19 protein-coding genes and 2 tRNA genes are annotated in these 14,666 nt (G+C 59.7%); 13 read left to right on the top strand and 8 right to left on the bottom strand.

Annotated features, from left to right (window positions below; translation table 11 throughout):
• Nucleotides 1–31 precede the first annotated feature (31 nt).
• Nucleotides 32–442: a hypothetical protein gene (locus tag B1781_RS12365; protein ID WP_078119961.1), complete on the top strand. Its 411-nt coding sequence runs from the start codon at nt 32–34 to the stop codon at nt 440–442.
• Between the two features lie 118 nt (nt 443–560).
• On the opposite strand, the gene B1781_RS12360 is transcribed toward B1781_RS12365, so the two are convergent.
• Nucleotides 561–956, bottom strand: coding sequence for a hypothetical protein (locus tag B1781_RS12360; protein ID WP_078119960.1), 396 nt, complete (start codon nt 954–956; stop codon nt 561–563).
• Between the two features lie 199 nt (nt 957–1,155).
• On the opposite strand from B1781_RS12360, the gene B1781_RS12355 reads away from it, so the two are divergent.
• Entirely contained in the window at nt 1,156–1,677 is a 522-nt protein-coding gene (locus B1781_RS12355; RefSeq protein WP_078119959.1) for an RNA polymerase sigma factor, read from the top strand.
• Nucleotides 1,674–2,318: a hypothetical protein gene (locus B1781_RS12350; RefSeq protein WP_078119958.1), complete on the top strand. Its 645-nt coding sequence runs from the start codon at nt 1,674–1,676 to the stop codon at nt 2,316–2,318. Before B1781_RS12355 ends, B1781_RS12350 begins: the two co-directional genes overlap by 4 nt.
• A gap of 51 nt (nt 2,319–2,369) precedes the next feature.
• Here B1781_RS12350 and B1781_RS12345 read toward each other — a convergent pair whose 3' ends face one another.
• Together B1781_RS12345 and B1781_RS12340 are read right to left on the bottom strand one after the other, a co-directional pair.
• Entirely contained in the window at nt 2,370–2,990 is a 621-nt protein-coding gene (locus B1781_RS12345; RefSeq protein WP_078119957.1) for an alpha-ketoglutarate-dependent dioxygenase AlkB family protein, read from the bottom strand.
• A gap of 45 nt (nt 2,991–3,035) precedes the next feature.
• Nucleotides 3,036–3,767, bottom strand: coding sequence for a dinitrogenase iron-molybdenum cofactor biosynthesis protein (locus B1781_RS12340; RefSeq protein ID WP_078119956.1), 732 nt, complete (start codon nt 3,765–3,767; stop codon nt 3,036–3,038).
• 508 nt (nt 3,768–4,275) lie between these two features.
• On the opposite strand from B1781_RS12340, the gene B1781_RS12335 reads away from it, so the two are divergent.
• From B1781_RS12335 to B1781_RS12325, 3 genes are read left to right on the top strand one after another with little or no spacing between them, the layout of a single operon-like run.
• Nucleotides 4,276–4,698, top strand: a complete 423-nt coding sequence (locus tag B1781_RS12335) for a hypothetical protein (protein ID WP_078119955.1) — start codon at nt 4,276–4,278, stop codon at nt 4,696–4,698.
• A 42-nt stretch (nt 4,699–4,740) separates the two neighbouring features.
• On the top strand, nt 4,741–5,100 hold the full coding sequence (locus tag B1781_RS12330; RefSeq protein WP_334223704.1) for a hypothetical protein: 360 nt from the start codon (nt 4,741–4,743) through the stop codon (nt 5,098–5,100).
• A gap of 4 nt (nt 5,101–5,104) precedes the next feature.
• Nucleotides 5,105–5,389 (top strand): DUF6156 family protein, encoded by a 285-nt coding sequence (locus B1781_RS12325; protein WP_078119954.1) that lies wholly within the window; start codon nt 5,105–5,107, stop codon nt 5,387–5,389.
• A gap of 16 nt (nt 5,390–5,405) precedes the next feature.
• Here B1781_RS12325 and B1781_RS12320 read toward each other — a convergent pair whose 3' ends face one another.
• The 3 genes from B1781_RS12320 to B1781_RS12310 all read right to left on the bottom strand — a co-directional run bounded on the left by B1781_RS12320 (nt 5,406) and on the right by B1781_RS12310 (nt 7,858).
• On the bottom strand, nt 5,406–5,726 hold the full coding sequence (locus B1781_RS12320; protein ID WP_078119953.1) for a hypothetical protein: 321 nt from the start codon (nt 5,724–5,726) through the stop codon (nt 5,406–5,408).
• 427 nt (nt 5,727–6,153) lie between these two features.
• Nucleotides 6,154–7,344, bottom strand: a complete 1,191-nt coding sequence (locus B1781_RS12315) for a methyl-accepting chemotaxis protein (RefSeq protein WP_078119952.1) — start codon at nt 7,342–7,344, stop codon at nt 6,154–6,156.
• Nucleotides 7,345–7,531: 187 nt separating this feature from the next.
• On the bottom strand, nt 7,532–7,858 hold the full coding sequence (locus tag B1781_RS12310) for a hypothetical protein (protein WP_078119951.1): 327 nt from the start codon (nt 7,856–7,858) through the stop codon (nt 7,532–7,534).
• 256 nt (nt 7,859–8,114) lie between these two features.
• On the opposite strand from B1781_RS12310, the gene B1781_RS12305 reads away from it, so the two are divergent.
• Genes B1781_RS12305 through B1781_RS12290 form a run of 4 tightly spaced genes read left to right on the top strand, consistent with a single transcriptional unit; the run spans nt 8,115 to nt 9,791 of the window.
• On the top strand, nt 8,115–8,657 hold the full coding sequence (locus tag B1781_RS12305) for an RNA polymerase sigma factor (RefSeq protein ID WP_078119950.1): 543 nt from the start codon (nt 8,115–8,117) through the stop codon (nt 8,655–8,657).
• Nucleotides 8,654–9,040, top strand: coding sequence for a hypothetical protein (locus B1781_RS12300; protein WP_078119949.1), 387 nt, complete (start codon nt 8,654–8,656; stop codon nt 9,038–9,040). Before B1781_RS12305 ends, B1781_RS12300 begins: the two co-directional genes overlap by 4 nt.
• Entirely contained in the window at nt 9,037–9,270 is a 234-nt protein-coding gene (locus B1781_RS12295; protein ID WP_078119948.1) for a hypothetical protein, read from the top strand. The genes B1781_RS12300 and B1781_RS12295 overlap by 4 nt, the downstream gene beginning before the upstream one ends.
• Nucleotides 9,267–9,791, top strand: a complete 525-nt coding sequence (locus tag B1781_RS12290) for a DUF3106 domain-containing protein (RefSeq protein WP_078119947.1) — start codon at nt 9,267–9,269, stop codon at nt 9,789–9,791. The genes B1781_RS12295 and B1781_RS12290 overlap by 4 nt, the downstream gene beginning before the upstream one ends.
• A gap of 85 nt (nt 9,792–9,876) precedes the next feature.
• On the opposite strand, the gene B1781_RS12285 is transcribed toward B1781_RS12290, so the two are convergent.
• Nucleotides 9,877–10,728 (bottom strand): DUF481 domain-containing protein, encoded by an 852-nt coding sequence (locus tag B1781_RS12285; RefSeq protein WP_164513369.1) that lies wholly within the window; start codon nt 10,726–10,728, stop codon nt 9,877–9,879.
• Nucleotides 10,729–11,213: 485 nt separating this feature from the next.
• Nucleotides 11,214–11,288: transfer RNA gene (locus B1781_RS12280), tRNA-Val, on the bottom strand.
• A gap of 100 nt (nt 11,289–11,388) precedes the next feature.
• Here B1781_RS12280 and gltX point away from each other — a divergent pair.
• The 3 genes from gltX to B1781_RS12265 all read left to right on the top strand — a co-directional run bounded on the left by gltX (nt 11,389) and on the right by B1781_RS12265 (nt 14,651).
• Entirely contained in the window at nt 11,389–12,789 is a 1,401-nt protein-coding gene (gene gltX / locus B1781_RS12275) for a glutamate--tRNA ligase (protein ID WP_078119945.1), read from the top strand.
• A 35-nt stretch (nt 12,790–12,824) separates the two neighbouring features.
• On the top strand, nt 12,825–14,495 hold the full coding sequence (locus B1781_RS12270; RefSeq protein WP_078119944.1) for a glutamine--tRNA ligase/YqeY domain fusion protein: 1,671 nt from the start codon (nt 12,825–12,827) through the stop codon (nt 14,493–14,495).
• An 80-nt stretch (nt 14,496–14,575) separates the two neighbouring features.
• Nucleotides 14,576–14,651, top strand: a tRNA-Ala gene (locus tag B1781_RS12265).
• The last annotated feature ends 15 nt before the right edge of the window (nt 14,652–14,666 follow it).

The raw sequence follows: 14,666 nt of genomic DNA, 5'->3' as shown, positions 1-14,666 counted from the left end.
CGCGTGTGATCACCCAGTGAGCCTGGAAACTATGTATAAGTCAGTCATCGTTACTCTACTTGCCGCCGCGATCCTGCAGGGTTGCCAGACAACGCCGCTGAAGAGCGGGGCGGGCGCCTTGAGTCGTGCGGATGTCGAACGACTGTTTGTCGGCAATACCGTGGAGTCCTACAACCTGAACACCAAGTTCACGAGTTTCACCTACTACCATCCCGACGGCCGCGCGATCCAGGAGCGCCTATGGACGAAACGCCTGGGTAAATGGTCGATTCGCGATGACGGAATGATCTGCCTGTCGTTCAACAAAAAGCCGCCGAAGTGCCGACACATCGTCAAACGCGATGACACGTACTACAAGGTGCGCCCGGACGAGTCGGGCAACCAGGAAAGACTGGTCCGCTACCGCTATTTCGTCGCGGGCAACGCACTGGCGAAACACTGAAGTCACTAGTAACGGGCGGCACGTTCGCCAACCGCATCGCCGGCGCGACTGTAGATTCCTGTCGGGGGTAGTCGAGGTTAACCGGCCGGGCGTGCCGTAGCGCGGCGACTGTCCGCGTTCAGTCTTCTCCGTCGTCGGAATCGCCCCAATCGCCCAGCAGCGCTCGCTCCTCTTCGGGCGAAACAGGCCGCAGTTCGGCTGGGTAGCGTTTTGCAGTGGGATCGTCTTGTCCGAGTCTGCTGGAACCGTCGTCACCGTCGCCCTCTCCGTCATCAAGGTCGTCGGCATGCTCCGTGTTTGCCGAAGGGGCGTCGGTCAGGCTTTCAGCGGTGGGATCGGGCTTTTGCTGCGCAGCGCCAGCGGCTGCCGGAAGCAGCGCGACGCCCGGCAACAGGATCAACAGCAAGCTGAGCGACAACCAAGCCGGTCGGGCCTGCGCCGCAAATGCGGTCAGGCGTGACGGCGGTGTATTCGGGAAATGCGGCGCATTCTGGCGGTTCGGCCGTTCGGGCATGCTGGTTCGCGCTCTGATGGGTTGCCAAGTATCCTAACAAGGTAACGAGTGCGCGGTAGGTTTTCATCCGCGTCTGCAGGGCCTTCTGTGTCCCGGCCGACGCTACCGTGCTGATTCCCCATTCTACGGCCCGACGGATGAAATCCACCATCTGCAACGTTTGCAAGATGAGAACGTCTGAATTCGCGCGGAAAGCGACGTGCACAGGGATCTAAACGAACAACTGATCGAGCTACTTCCGCGCATGCGGCGTTTTGCCACCGGGTTGACCGGCGCGGTCGACCGTGGCGACGAGTTGGTTCAGATCGCGTGCGAGCGGCTGTTGAAGCATCACAGCAGATTAAAGCCGGACACCCGGCTAGATAGCTGGCTGTACCAGGTGATTCGAAATCTGCATGTCGACAGTATTCGCGCGCAAAAGGCGCGAGACCGCAGCGTGGAGTCCGTTCGTGAGATCACCGAGATTCAGGGCATGGGCGTAAACGTATTGGATCAGCAACTGGCGCTGCATGAGGTTCACTTGGCGATGCAGGAGCTTTCCGAGGAGCACCGCTCGGTGCTGATGCTGATCTGCGTGGAAGGCCTGTCGTACAAAGAGGCTGCCGACGTGCTGGAGGTGCCGATGGGCACCGTGACGAGCAGGATTGTTCGAGGGCGAAAAGCCTTGATGGACCTGCTGGCAGACGATGTGGAAAAAGTTCCCCTGGGAGCAGCAGAATGAACGAACAACAAATGCATTTGATCAACGCCTATCATGACGGCGAGCTGGATGTTTTGCAGCAAGAGCGCGTGCGACAGTTGATCGATACCGACGACGAGGCATTCGCCTTCTGGCAATCGCTACGGCGATCGGACGAAGCGCTGAAAACGGCCTACGATGCCTTGTTGGATGCGCCACTGCCACTGGCTTTGCAGCGTGCTGCCCGCAAGCCCAGTAAGCCCTGGTTTCAGCGTTTTGCCATTCCGTTGTCACTGGCTGCAGGATTGGCGGTTGTCGCGGTCATCGTCACCCGGCATGCGCTGCACGAAGATGAACTCAATCTGCGCCTGGCCGAGATGCAGCTGGAGATCGCGAAGCTTCGCCAGAGCACGCTCGAAAACGTGCCGAGCGGTACGGCGGTGTCTTGGGTCGAGCCGGCCGGTCATGCCCGGGTGGCCGTTAAGCCGCTCAAAACCTTCCGCACCGACGACGATCGGTTCTGTCGTGAGTACGAAGAGCGGATCGAGGATGCCGACAGCATCGAGATACGGCGTGGTATTGCGTGCCGGGTGGGCAAAGAACAGTGGCCGGATCAGACAACCTATCAAGAGCCGACGACTACGCGCGCTGTCGGTACCAAGGGGAGCAGTGTCAATCTGTAACCGGGTTTGCGCGCCTTGTAGCTTGCCGACCGGTGTTGCTCGCGCGGTCGCCTAAGCGGTCAAGACGTTGCGAAACGTCAGGTTGATGCGCGCTTCCTTTACCGACGGTTGTTGCGGCACGCCATGCAACCACAGGCGCTGAAACTCCGGCTGCATCAGTAGCAGATCACCGTCGTACAGATCGATGCCGTGCATCGCGCCACCGGATTTCAATCTGAATTCGAAACGGCGCGCGGCACCCAGGCTCAATGAGGCGATCGTCGGGGAGTCTCCCAATTCAGGCTCATCGTCAGCGTGCAACGTCACGTGATCGTCGCCGTCGCGATAATAGGTTAGCAATACGGCATTGAAGGCATGGGCGGTGATCCGTTCCACGTCTGCCTTGATGTCCGCAAGCAGCGGTATCCAATCACGACGTTGCAAGAAGTCGTTGCTATAACGATAGTTGGTGCCGTCATCCGCGTACCATGCCTGGACGCGCGGTACCGAGAATCTTCGCCCGAACGCAATGTACTCGTGCTGCCACTCAACGCGGTCGAGCAATTGCTGCAGCAATGCCTGGCATTGTGCACGGTCGTAGGGCGGAGCCAGCAGCTTCAGGAGTGTCGGATCGACCTGCTCGGTTGCGTGTCGATTATCGGGCGACGTGTTGCTGCGGTCTGCTGTCAACATGTTAGCGTTGTGCTGACGACCGGCGTCCGACGCCGATGCGCAACATCAAGCCTCTTCGACGCCTTTGTAATACTTGAAGCGATCGGCATTGGCGACACCCAGGACCTTCGCCAGCCAAGGCGGCGGGGTACCTGCCATGACTGCCTTGAGCTCGCTGACTACGTCGGCGGCTTCACCGCCTTCGATCTTCTTCATCGGGTAGATGTCGGCGCGGATGATCTTGGCTGCGGCCGGTCCGCCGACCGAGACGACATACAGCACCTGGCAGTCTTTGATCAGACCAACGCGGAAACCGTTCTTGTCTTCCGCGTAGTCGGCCTCGATGGCTGAGCGTATGTCGACCAGGCGCACTTCTTCGGAAGACACCTGGTACACCAGGTAGCGCAGACATGAGCCGAAGTGTCCGTCGAGTGCCGCGCCGCTGTTGGATGCGACGGCAACCCGGATCGAGCCGGGCATGTCACCTTCGGCATAGCTCGCGGGCGTCGGCAGGTTTTCGTCTTCGGTGGTTTCACCCCATAACACTCGCACCGCGAGCTTGATCGGCTCGAGACCATCGCGGCCGCCGAAGTCTTCACCGTCTTCTTCGCCGTCATGACTGCCGATGCCGGTCTTGAGGTCGGTCACGGTGATACGCGAGAGCTTTTCAAGGTCGAGCGGTGGGCCCAGCCGATCGTTGAGGAGTTCGATAAGTGTGGGTAGGTCGACGTCCGGCAGGGTACGGGCAGCCAATGCGATACGCAGTGCCGTATCACGATCGATGTTCATTCCGCTCATGCATTACCTCTTGTTCCAAGCGTGGGACCAATCCTGGCCTGCGGCGTCGATTGCCGAGACAGGGCGGGCGACAGCGTCGGTTCGTCGGCGCACTATCGGCGCGCGGGTGGCTATCGCCGGGATCCTGCTTTGGTCGCACCGCTTAGGCGAGATTTAGCAAGTTCGGTTCCACACTGTAGAAAACCTGCCAAGCGGTTGATTCAGCAAAGCAAACCCTCTCAGCATCCAGCAGCGATTGTCGCTGAACCGACATTTCTCGCCGTTCATGCGTAGCAACACGGGAGGGTTTGTCGTAAAGCAGACGTCGATCGCGCGGGATGATCGGCGCAATGTTCGCGGGTAGGGAAGCAGACAATGTGCGCTGCCATGTAAACCCGTTTGTCGCAAAGGCACTAAGGCGTTTGCATGCAAGCCGCTGATTTCTCGTGCTCGCTATCACGTATGGCCATGGCCCAAGCCTTGCTTGCTTTTCGCTCCGAATTTCTCAGTGTCGGATTGCGCTTCAACCATGACTCGATCGACGGATCCGCGCTTGATCATGTTTCATAAACAGCGGATCAGTGCACGCACGCGCTTTCTGATTTTGTCGCAGCAAACGGTGTGCGGGTTTTCGCCGCTGCCGACGCTGGCACAGCTGGTCGAAAAAAGACCGGTGGGCAAGGTGGCGATGCATCCCGGCGCATTGACGCATCGGGCTGAGCAACGCCTCGGCCTGCCCGCAGGCAGCCTCGAGGCGATGGGCGATTTTCACGCGTTGGTCGACGTACCGGGCGGGCCGGTCTCGGTCTTTCTCGCCGGATTCACGGCTATCGATCCGCCGTTTCAAGCCGTGGGTGATGCTGAATTCGTTGAGTTGCCGGAGGCGCGGATGTTGCCGCCGATCGAACTGCAGCTGCTGCGGCTGGCGTACGAGTACCTGATCGGCGGTTGAAGTTGTAACGCCGAAGTTGCCGATGCAATTGGAGATAGGTGAATGATGAATATCTGGGCGTTAGACAAAGACGAATCGATCAAGGCGGTGCTGTTGGTGCTGGGTGACCGGCTGGGTATCGATCATCTGCAGTTGTCGCAGCGGCAGGACCTCGACCCGCGAGCTGTGCGATTGGAGAAACCGGGCGACCCGATGATCTGCGCCTATCTCTACACCTATGGTCAGGATGAGGGCAGGTGTGGGATTCATCTGGAGTTTCCGCAGTTCGACGAATCGGATATCTCCAGCAGCACCGACATACACGAGAACGTTGCGATCAATACGCTGGTCGACATGCTGCAAGTGCATTTCGATCTGTCCGATCCGTCGTTTGTGACGACAACCGCTACCGCAAGGCAATGACGACATGACCCTGGAAGATCCGGCGCTCGCACGCAAACATTTCGCTTCTTATACCGGCGTCTCACTGCCGTTGCAGTTGATAACGCCGCTCGACGATGACGACCTCGACCAACGCATTACCTTCTTCCGCGGCTATTACGATGATCAGTCGCGGCTTGTGGGGGTACAGAAGGTGGTTTACGGAGAAGTCGAGTTCGAGCACCGCTACCGATACGGTGACGACGGCAACATCAGCGAGGCTGAATTACTTGAACCCGACGAAGATCCCCGAATACTGACGTTCGACTGAAGGTTCGTCGCGTTCTTCAGTGAACGCGGTAACGGGCCGCTTGCTCACGCGTCAGAAAACTCCCGTTGAACAGGAAGCCGGCGACAACGCTCTGCTTGATCGCCGTGACGTGTCCCTGCGCAGACTTATGGATGATCCAATCGTCCGGCAGACCGTCGAGCAGATGGATCGGCGAGGGGGTACCGTCGGCAAAGCGTGACAGCTCGATGCGGCCGGTCTGGGTATCGTGGAACGCGGGAAGAAATCCTGCGAGACCATTGTTCTGACTGACGCCGAACGTGCCTGCATAGGCAATGTTCTCGTTCAGTAACCAATCGTCGTTGAATAAGTGTGACATTTGCAGCCTCCGTGCTGTAACTCGTCCGTGTAGATACAACTTATTCCAAAGTTTAGCGCGCCGACGGGAAATTACAGCTGATTGCTGGACCGATTGAAGACCCGATCACGTCATTTGCGAATTAAATTCGTTGTCAGCCGGCAAGACATGTAAAAGGAATTAAAGGCGACGCAGCGAACAGCGCCGCCGCAAGGGCGAGGCGGCTTGGTAGCCAGTCAGGTGTCGAGGTGGTGGGGCGAGTTTGGCGCGCTTTACTTGGCGTCGCCCTGGGCCGCGAGCGACGTAATCGCGTCAAGCCTTGTTAAAACGGCACCGTTTCGACCGACCTGAGAGGGTCAGGCCTTGCACAAAGCCGCGGAGGACAGCGAAGCTGCGACAGATTTGCTGCGCAGCAATGCTGCTACAGCATCGTTAGGCGGGGTTCCGCTCAGCCCGCTTCGGTGTTCAGTTTGAACTGCGCGACGGCCTGGCCGAGTCGGCTTGCCAGATCGTTGGTGCCGATACTTGATTCGCTGGTCTGCGAAGCACCGCTCTCAGTCTGTGCCGCGATGGCGCTGATGTTGAGCACGTTCTGGTTGATCTCCTCAACGGTCGAGCGCTGCAACTGGGCCTGGTCAGCAATCTGGTTGTTCATCTCGTGGATGTTGTTGACGGCGGTGGTGATCGCCGACAGGGCCTCTTTGGCCTTCTCTGCATCGTCGATGCAGCGCGATGTCCGTTCGCTGCCGAGGCTCATTGCCGCTACGGCCTCATTGGCGCGATTCTGCAGGCTCTCGATCATGCGCTGAATATCCGACGTCGACTGCTGCGTGCGGCTTGCCAGGGTGCGTACTTCATCCGCCACTACGGCGAATCCGCGACCTTGTTCACCCGCACGCGCTGCTTCGATGGCGGCGTTCAAGGCAAGCAGGTTGGTCTGTTCGGAGATGCCGCGGATCGCTTCGAGCACGGCACCGATGTCGACGGTGTCGTTCTTCAGGCTGGCGATCACTTCTGATGTGCGATCGACCTCCGCGGCAAGCTGTTGGATCGCACCCAGGGTCTCGTGCACCAGGCGGTTGCCGGATTCGGCCTGCTGATCGGCCTCTTTGGCAGCGGCAGCTGCCTGCCCGGCGTGATCGGCGACGTGCTGAACCGTCTCGGCCATGCGGTTCATCGACGTGGCGACCGCGTGCGTTTCAGTGTTCTGTTTGGCCAGACCCTGCTTGGTCTCTTCCGACACGCTGCTCAGGCGTTCGGCATTGCTCATCAGCGTTTCGACGTCGCCGCGGATGCTTTGCACCATGTTCGACACGGCTTTGCGTGCGCAACTGTATTCGTAAGAAAACCAGGAGAACTCATCTTTACCGGGAATGTCGCAGCGGTGTGTGAGGTCGCCGCCCGCCAGCGCGCTGAGCGCCTTGGCGAAATGTGTTGCTCGCGCAGCGATGTGTCGACCCACCACCCACGCCATGCCGAGGCTGAACAGTAGCGCTATGGCTAAGGCGATCATCACCTCTGTCGCGGTAGCCGACATCGAGACGGCAACAGCCGCGCCGCCGCCCATGGCGAGTGCCGTGAAAAGGGTCTGCGCGATGATCAAACGCGGCAGGGACAGCTTTTGCAGGATCAGGTTCATGTGTTCACCAAGCCGGCGCTAACGCACCTCGGATCGATTAGCGTTATCTATTTAAGCCCTAGGAAGCGTTGTCGACCTGTGAAAGGCTAACTTGAGCGGGCGCTCGCTGGGGCAGCGCGGCGGTGGCGAGTGCCGGGACGGCGGCTTGGTACCGAATCATCAAGGTACCGCCGCCCCGGGATTGGCCTCAGCGGCGATCCCAACGCCGGTTGAATCGATCGCCCCGTCGATCGAGCCTTGCATCGACACGATTGCCGCGGCGGTCGAGCCGATGGTCGATGCGGTCGCCTTTGCGGTCGAGGTGATTGGCGGCGCGGTTATAGCCATGGTTTTCCATCCAATGCGAGCGACGGTCCAGGCGGTTGTTGATGACGTCGCCGCGTCGGTCCATTCGGTTCTCGATCCTGTCGCCGCGCCGATCGAGGCGGTTTTCGACGCGGTCGCCGAAATCGGCGGCGCCGACCGTCAACGGAAAGATCAGCAGTAGCGAGGCCAGGTAGATAGATTTGTTCATTTTTTGTCTCCTGATAAGAGCTTGGTGGTAAGTGGGCGGGCAGTTCTGCACCGCTTTCACCCCTTACAACGCGGTACGCCGGGATCGGTTGACAGGCACCCGATCAGGAACTGGAATCAGAAACCTCGGCGGGTGTGTCAACCGTTTGAGACGCGGTGCGTTGAAGCTCATACAAGAACGAAAAAGGGACGATGGGGACGGGCAGTGACGGCAGGCGGGCCAGTGATACAAGCGGGAAGAACCGCGGGTCGGCGCGGTGAATGAGTCGAGTTTGTCGCTGGATCGGTTTCTGGCCGATATCGAACGGCGGGCTTTGGTGATGGCCGAGTTGTCGACCAATAACCGTGACGAGGCGCTGGACGTGGTCCAGGATGCGATGCTGGCGTTTGTCGGGCGCTACGCCGACAAGTCACCGGACGAATGGCCGCCGTTGTTCTACCGTGTGCTGCAAAACAAACTGCGCGACTGGGGCAGACGTATGCAGGTTCGAAAGCGATGGCGCATCTGGCTGCATGACGATCGGCACGAAGCCGTGGATGCCGATCCGATCCAGTCGTTGGCCGACCCGCGCGGAGAACTGCCTGAGGTGGCGGCCGACAACCAGGCAGCCATGCAAGAGGTGCTGCGGCTGATGCGACAACTGCCGCAACGCCAGCGCCAAGCGGTGTTGTTGCGTATCTGGGAAGGACTCGACGTGGCGCAGACGGCGCAGGCGATGGGCTGCAGCAGCGGTAGTGTCAAAACCCATCTGTCGCGCGGATTGAGTAGGCTACGTGAAGGCCTGGAGGCGAGACAATGAGCCACGATCAAGAAACTGAGCATGTCGTAAAGGCGGCGCTGAACGCGCAGCGCGATGCGCTCGACCCAGCGTCGCTATCCAGGTTGCGGCAGGCGCGCCGTGCGGCGATCGAGGCAGCCGGCAGCCGCCTTTCGCTCAGGGAGCGTCTTTTCGGTGCTCGATGGGCAATCCCCGTTGGCGCGTTCGCCAGCATGGCGGTGGTGGCCCTGGCAGTGACGGTCGCCTTGCGGACCCCGCAGTCGGCGGATACTCCGGTTGAGCCGGGGGATGCGGTTGAGCCATGGATCGAAATGGCCGAGGCGGATGTCGACGTGGAGCTGCTCGAGGACCTCGAATTTTATCGTTGGCTCGACCTGAGCGGCGATGACGGGGGGCCTGCATGAGGTATCGCCTGGCGGGCCTGATGATCGGCTTGAGCGTTGCGCCGGTAACTGTCGCACAAGCGCCGGCACCCTCGGTTGAGCTACTGCTGTACCTGGCTGACTGGGAGCCGGATGAGCGAGGGCGCCTGACCGACCCGATGGAAGTACCGGCCGACGATGCCGAAAAGAGCGCGGACGAGTCGACAGACGTCACGTTAGACGCGCAACCGCCTGCGGAGCTTGCACGATGAAAACGATGTTGATCCCCTGTCTGCTGACCCTGGTTGTTGCGTTGGGCACATCAACGGGCTGTATTGCCGAGGGTATCGCGTGGGGAGAGCTGGATGGCGAAACGCAGACCCTGCTGGCACCGCTGCGCGACGATTGGGACAATCTTCCCGCCGAGCGGCGCGAGCGCCTCGTTACCGGCGCTTCCCGTTGGGCAAAGCTGACACCGGAACAGCGGCAACGGGCCAAAGGCAACCTTGAGCGCTGGCGATCGATGACCCCTGAGCAAAAGCAGAACGTAAAAAAGCGGTTGCAGCGATGGAATGCCATGAGCGATGAGGAGAAACAGCGTGTCCGCCGTCAGCGTTCGTGGTTCAGATCCTTGCCCGAGAGCCGACGCGAAGAGCTGCGCGCGCGTTGGCGTTCGATGACGCCCGAGCAGCGGCAGAAGGCGCGTCAACGCATCGAGCGGTTTCGCGAGGCGAGCCCGGAAGAACGTGCACGGATGCGGCGCGAGTTTCGCGAAAGGCAAGGGCGACAGTAATCAGCCTGTTTACAAGGTAGGTTGGCGTCGTGCGTCTACGTGGTACCCATCGCGCTCGGGTGATGCGGCCCCTGGGGTGGGGTAGTCAAAAACCCCACACGAGTCCGCCGTAGTATTTGAAGTCGTTCTTTTCGACATCTTCCGCCAGGGAGTCGTATTCGTTGGCGATGCCGAGTTTCAAACTTAGATTGATCTCGGTGGCCATCCTCATCTCCCAGTCGACGCCGCTGATGTTGCGGAACTCACCCCATTCTTCGAGATTGGGGTAGAACGACGAACGGAACTTCAAGCGCTGCGCATTGGCGATCTGCCAATGTCCGTCGATGCCCACAAGTGATTCGGGTGTGAACTCTTCACGATCACCGCCGAACGTACGCGTGGCACCCAAGCCAAGGCGTCCCGCCAGCGACCAGGTCTGATTGTCGAGAAACTGGTAGCCGACACCGCCAAAGGCGTTAGCGCGGTGATCCCAGTCCTTGAATTTATCCCAGTCGTAGCGGGCATTGGCGAAGTTGAACCAGGGCGATCCGGGATGCAGCCAGTCGCGCGTCAGTTCGGCGTAAAACTCCTTTTCGGTCGTTGTGTCGTCTGCTTCGTCGTATATGTACAGGGCGTCGAGTGCCCAGCGTTTCTCTTTGTCCTTGTAGTCACCTTCGAAGCCGGCGCGAAACTTCTTGTAGTTGTTCTTGCCATCGGCGCCATTCACACCGAGTTCGAGTTTGCGTTCCCAGCCCTCGAGCAGACCTATACCCAGCAGGCCGTTGTCGCGTGCGTTGACAGCGGGCGCGGCAACCGGGGTCGGTAGTGGATCGGCTGCGGTCGCGATGTTGTCCTCAATGCTCCGCACACTGCTGCGAGGCAGCTTGAGCGTACCGAGGGTGGGATGCTCGATGGTCACGCTGTCTTCGCTTTGTGCGGTGACTGCTGCGTGCAGCACGTCGCCGTTGTGCAGCGTGATCGTTGCGGCCTCGGCTGGGTGGACTGCCGATAAGCAAACCGAAAGGGGAAGCAACACTAAGGCAACATGTTTCATGGCGTAGCGACATCGGCGCATGAAGAGACTCCTGCTGGTACGACGAGGCGGTGTCCGGTCTTACTGCGATCGGGCACCGGGGTTTGCGCTTGCGGCAAACGTGAAATGCAGCGATTCCTGGCTGTCAACCAGGATCAATGTAAAGGAGTGTCGAAACGCAGGCTCACCGACTGCCGCGTTTTGTGCGCGAGATACGCTAGAGCCCGTGTCGGCTTCACGTTTCGTGATGAACGTCGGGGAAGAGTGCAGGTGTTGACGCCGTCGATGGCGCAATCCATCGGGCGAACGTTCTCAGATACGCATGCGAGGTGAATGCAGACGCCGGGCAGGGTGCGGCATGCGGTTTCCGAAAAACCTTGGAGTTTCGGCAGAGATATTGATCGGAAAACTGGTGGGCGCGGCTGGGTTCGAACCAGCGACCCCTGCCGTGTGAAGGCAGTGCTCTCCCACTGAGCTACGCGCCCCAAGAATGGGCAGACGGGCATAGTAGTTTTTCTGCTGGCTGCTGGTCAATCCCGTCGGGGCTGATAGAATTGCGCGTTTCCTCAATTTGCTGTTCTTTCGATGACAATCAAGACCCGATTTGCCCCCAGTCCGACCGGATATCTACACGTCGGCGGTGCCCGCACGGCACTGTTTTCGTGGCTGTACGCCCGACGCCACGGGGGACAGTTCGTGCTGCGGATCGAGGATACCGACCTGGAGCGCTCGACCGAGGAGTCGGTCAACGCGATTCTGGAGGGTATGGAATGGCTCGGGCTCGACTACGACGAGGGGCCGTTCTACCAGACCAAGCGCTTCGATCGTTACAACGAGGTCATCGACCACCTGCTCGAATCGGGCCACGCCTACCGTTGCACCTGCTCGAAAGATCGGCTCGACACGCTACGTGCCGAGCAGATGGCCAACAAACAGAAGCCGCGCTATGACGGCCATTGTCGTGACCGGGACATCGATCCGTCTGAGCCGCATGTGGTTCGCTTTCGCAACCCGCAGGATGGCGACGTGGTGATCAACGACCTGATCCGGGGCGATATCGTCGTCAGCAACAACGAACTGGACGACCTGATCATCCGCCGCACCGATGGATCACCGACGTACAACCTGTCGGTGGTTGTCGACGACCATGACATGGGCATTACCCATGTGGTTCGCGGCGACGATCACATCAACAACACCCCGCGCCAGATCAACATGGCCGTGGCAATGGGCTGGCCTGTGCCCGCATTCGGGCATGTGCCGATGATCCTCGGCGATGATGGGGCGCGCCTGTCGAAGCGTCATGGCGCGGTGAGCGTGATGCAGTACAAAGATGACGGCTACCTGCCGGAGGCCCTGCTGAACTATCTCGTGCGCCTCGGTTGGTCGCATGGCGATCAGGAGCTGTTCACGCGCGAGCAGATGATTGAGTTGTTCGATCTCGATGCCGTCAACCGGGCTCCGTCGGCCTTCAATACCGAGAAACTCGTCTGGGTGAACCAGCAATATATAAAGGGTGCCGACCCGGCGCGCCTCGCGGTGTTGGTCGGCGAGTTTCTGGCGAACGATCACGTCGACGTGTCGACCGGTCCGGATCTGGCAGCAGTGATCGAGGCGCAGCGCGAGCGGGCAGGCACCTTGGTTGAACTGGCGACGTTGTGCCATTTCTATTACCAGGACTATGACGCGATAGACCCTGCCGCTACCAAGAAGGCGTTCAAAGGCGAGCCGGATGTAGCGTTGACTGCGGTGCGGAACAAGCTCGAAGCCCTGCAAGACTGGCAGCGCGAGCCGATACATCAGTGTGTGGCCGATACGGTCGAAGAGCTGGGAGTCGGCTTCGGCAAGGTTGCGATGCCGCTACGGGTCGCCGTGACCGGTGGTGCGCCTTCACCGGATCTGGACCTGACGGTATTCCTGGTCGGCAAACAAGCGACACTGCGACGCATCGACAAAGCGCTTGCCTATATTAAGGAACAGGCCTGAGTATTGAGTCTCAACCCAGCGGGAACTGACTAGTCATGAGCGGCGCACCGAGCACCCCCAAGAATTTCATCCGTCAGATCATCGACAAGGATCTGGAGGCCGGCAAGCACACGACGATCCATACGCGCTTTCCGCCCGAGCCGAATGGCTATCTGCATATCGGCCACGCGAAATCGATCGTACTGAATTTCGGCATCGCCCAGGATTATCCAGGCAGCTGCAACCTGCGTTTCGACGACACCAACCCCGCGAAAGAAGAGGAAGAGTTCGTCGAGGCGATCAAGGACGACGTGCGCTGGTTGGGCTACGAATGGGATCAGTTGTGTTTTGCGTCGGACTATTTCGAGCAGCTGTACAACTATGCTGTCGAGCTTATACAGAACGGCAAGGCCTTCGTCTGTGAACTGACGGCCGACGAGGTGCGCGAGTACCGGGGAACCCTGACGGAGCCGGGCAAGGAAAGTCCGTATCGCGATCGCCCCATCGATGAAAGCCTGGACCTGTTCAAGCGCATGCGGGCGGGCGAGTTTGCCGACGGCAGCAAGACACTGCGCGCCAAGATCGATATGGCCTCGCCGAACATCAACATGCGCGATCCGACGATCTACCGCATTCGACATGGCTTGGTTCACCATCAAACCGGTGACGAGTGGTGCATCTATCCGATGTATGACTACACCCACCCGATCTCGGATGCGATTGAAGGTGTTACGCACTCATTGTGTACCCTGGAGTTCGAAGATCATCGGCCACTGTACGATTGGGTGCTGGATAACATCAGCATTCCCTGTCATCCACGCCAGTATGAATTCTCGCGTCTCAACCTCGAATACACGGTGATGAGCAAGCGTCGCCTGACCCAACTGGTGCAGGAGAAGCGCGTGTCCGGTTGGGACGATCCCCGGATGCCGACCATCGCCGGGTTGCGTCGTCGCGGCTATACCCCCGAATCCATCAAGCGCTTCTGCGAGGCGATCGGCGTGACCAAGGCCGAGGGTACCGTCGAGATGGGTGTGCTGGAGAACAGCATCCGTACCCACCTCGATGCCATGGCACCGCGTCGCATGGCGGTGCTCGACCCGCTTAAGCTGGTGATTACCAATTATCCCGAAGACCGGCAGGAAACCCTGCAGGCCAGCAACCATCCCAAGGACGAGTCGCTCGGCAGTCGCGATATTAAATTGACCCGCGAGGTGTACATCGATCGGGCCGACTTCCGCGAAGAAGCGAACAAGAAATACAAGCGCCTGGTGCTGGGCGGCGAGGTGCGGTTGCGCAACGCCTATGTGATCCGTTGCGACGAAGCCGTCAAAGACGACGCCGGCAACATCGTCGAACTGCGTTGTACCTACGATCCAGACACGCTCGGCAAGAACCCCGAAGGCCGCAAGGTGAGGGGGGTCATCCACTGGGTCTCGGCGACGCTTGGCCAGAAAGCCGAGGTGCGTTTGTACGATCGTCTGTTCACTACCGCCGAACCGGGTAAAGGCGGCGACTTCTTTGACGATATCAACCCGGAGTCACTTCAGATCTTGGCCGATTGCGTGGTCGAACCGGCACTGGCCGGCGCGGCTGTCGATGAGCGATTCCAGTTCGAACGCGAAGGCTATTTCTGCCTCGATGGCAAGGACAGCGAGCCCGGCAAGCCGGTGTTCAACCGCATTGTCTCGCTGCGCGATTCCTGGGGTAAGATCGACCAGAACTGAACCACCGGTTTCTTGCAAAAAAATGTCGATAGAGGGTGGACAAGGCAGGCGCACTGACATACCATACGCGCCTCCTTTGAGGGGCCATAGCTCAGCTGGGAGAGCGCAACACTGGCAGTGTTGAGGTCGGCGGTTCGATCCCGCCTGGCTCCACCAAACAATTCGGTTTCA

It is taken from the genome of Thiosocius teredinicola (assembly GCF_002009425.1).
GTDB classification, from domain to species: Bacteria; Pseudomonadota; Gammaproteobacteria; order Chromatiales; family Chromatiaceae; genus Thiosocius; species Thiosocius teredinicola.
The sequence above is the reverse complement of the archived record's forward strand: the minus strand, read 5'-3'. Positions and strand labels throughout refer to the sequence as shown.

What these genes read in the sequence shown, in the direction of transcription:
- B1781_RS12365 (WP_078119961.1), top strand. Translation starts at nt 32, where the DNA reads ATGTATAAGTCAGTCATCGTTACTCTACTTGCCGCCGCGATCCTGCAG.
- B1781_RS12360 (WP_078119960.1), bottom strand. Translation starts at nt 956, where the DNA reads ATGCCCGAACGGCCGAACCGCCAGAATGCGCCGCATTTCCCGAATACA.
- B1781_RS12350 (WP_078119958.1), top strand. Translation starts at nt 1,674, where the DNA reads ATGAACGAACAACAAATGCATTTGATCAACGCCTATCATGACGGCGAG.
- B1781_RS12345 (WP_078119957.1), bottom strand. Translation starts at nt 2,990, where the DNA reads ATGTTGACAGCAGACCGCAGCAACACGTCGCCCGATAATCGACACGCA.
- B1781_RS12340 (WP_078119956.1), bottom strand. Translation starts at nt 3,767, where the DNA reads ATGAGCGGAATGAACATCGATCGTGATACGGCACTGCGTATCGCATTG.
- B1781_RS12335 (WP_078119955.1), top strand. Translation starts at nt 4,276, where the DNA reads ATGACTCGATCGACGGATCCGCGCTTGATCATGTTTCATAAACAGCGG.
- B1781_RS12330 (WP_334223704.1), top strand. Translation starts at nt 4,741, where the DNA reads ATGATGAATATCTGGGCGTTAGACAAAGACGAATCGATCAAGGCGGTG.
- B1781_RS12325 (WP_078119954.1), top strand. Translation starts at nt 5,105, where the DNA reads ATGACCCTGGAAGATCCGGCGCTCGCACGCAAACATTTCGCTTCTTAT.
- B1781_RS12320 (WP_078119953.1), bottom strand. Translation starts at nt 5,726, where the DNA reads ATGTCACACTTATTCAACGACGATTGGTTACTGAACGAGAACATTGCC.
- B1781_RS12315 (WP_078119952.1), bottom strand. Translation starts at nt 7,344, where the DNA reads ATGAACCTGATCCTGCAAAAGCTGTCCCTGCCGCGTTTGATCATCGCG.
- B1781_RS12310 (WP_078119951.1), bottom strand. Translation starts at nt 7,858, where the DNA reads ATGAACAAATCTATCTACCTGGCCTCGCTACTGCTGATCTTTCCGTTG.
- B1781_RS12300 (WP_078119949.1), top strand. Translation starts at nt 8,654, where the DNA reads ATGAGCCACGATCAAGAAACTGAGCATGTCGTAAAGGCGGCGCTGAAC.
- B1781_RS12295 (WP_078119948.1), top strand. Translation starts at nt 9,037, where the DNA reads ATGAGGTATCGCCTGGCGGGCCTGATGATCGGCTTGAGCGTTGCGCCG.
- B1781_RS12290 (WP_078119947.1), top strand. Translation starts at nt 9,267, where the DNA reads ATGAAAACGATGTTGATCCCCTGTCTGCTGACCCTGGTTGTTGCGTTG.
- gltX (WP_078119945.1), top strand. Translation starts at nt 11,389, where the DNA reads ATGACAATCAAGACCCGATTTGCCCCCAGTCCGACCGGATATCTACAC.
- B1781_RS12270 (WP_078119944.1), top strand. Translation starts at nt 12,825, where the DNA reads ATGAGCGGCGCACCGAGCACCCCCAAGAATTTCATCCGTCAGATCATC.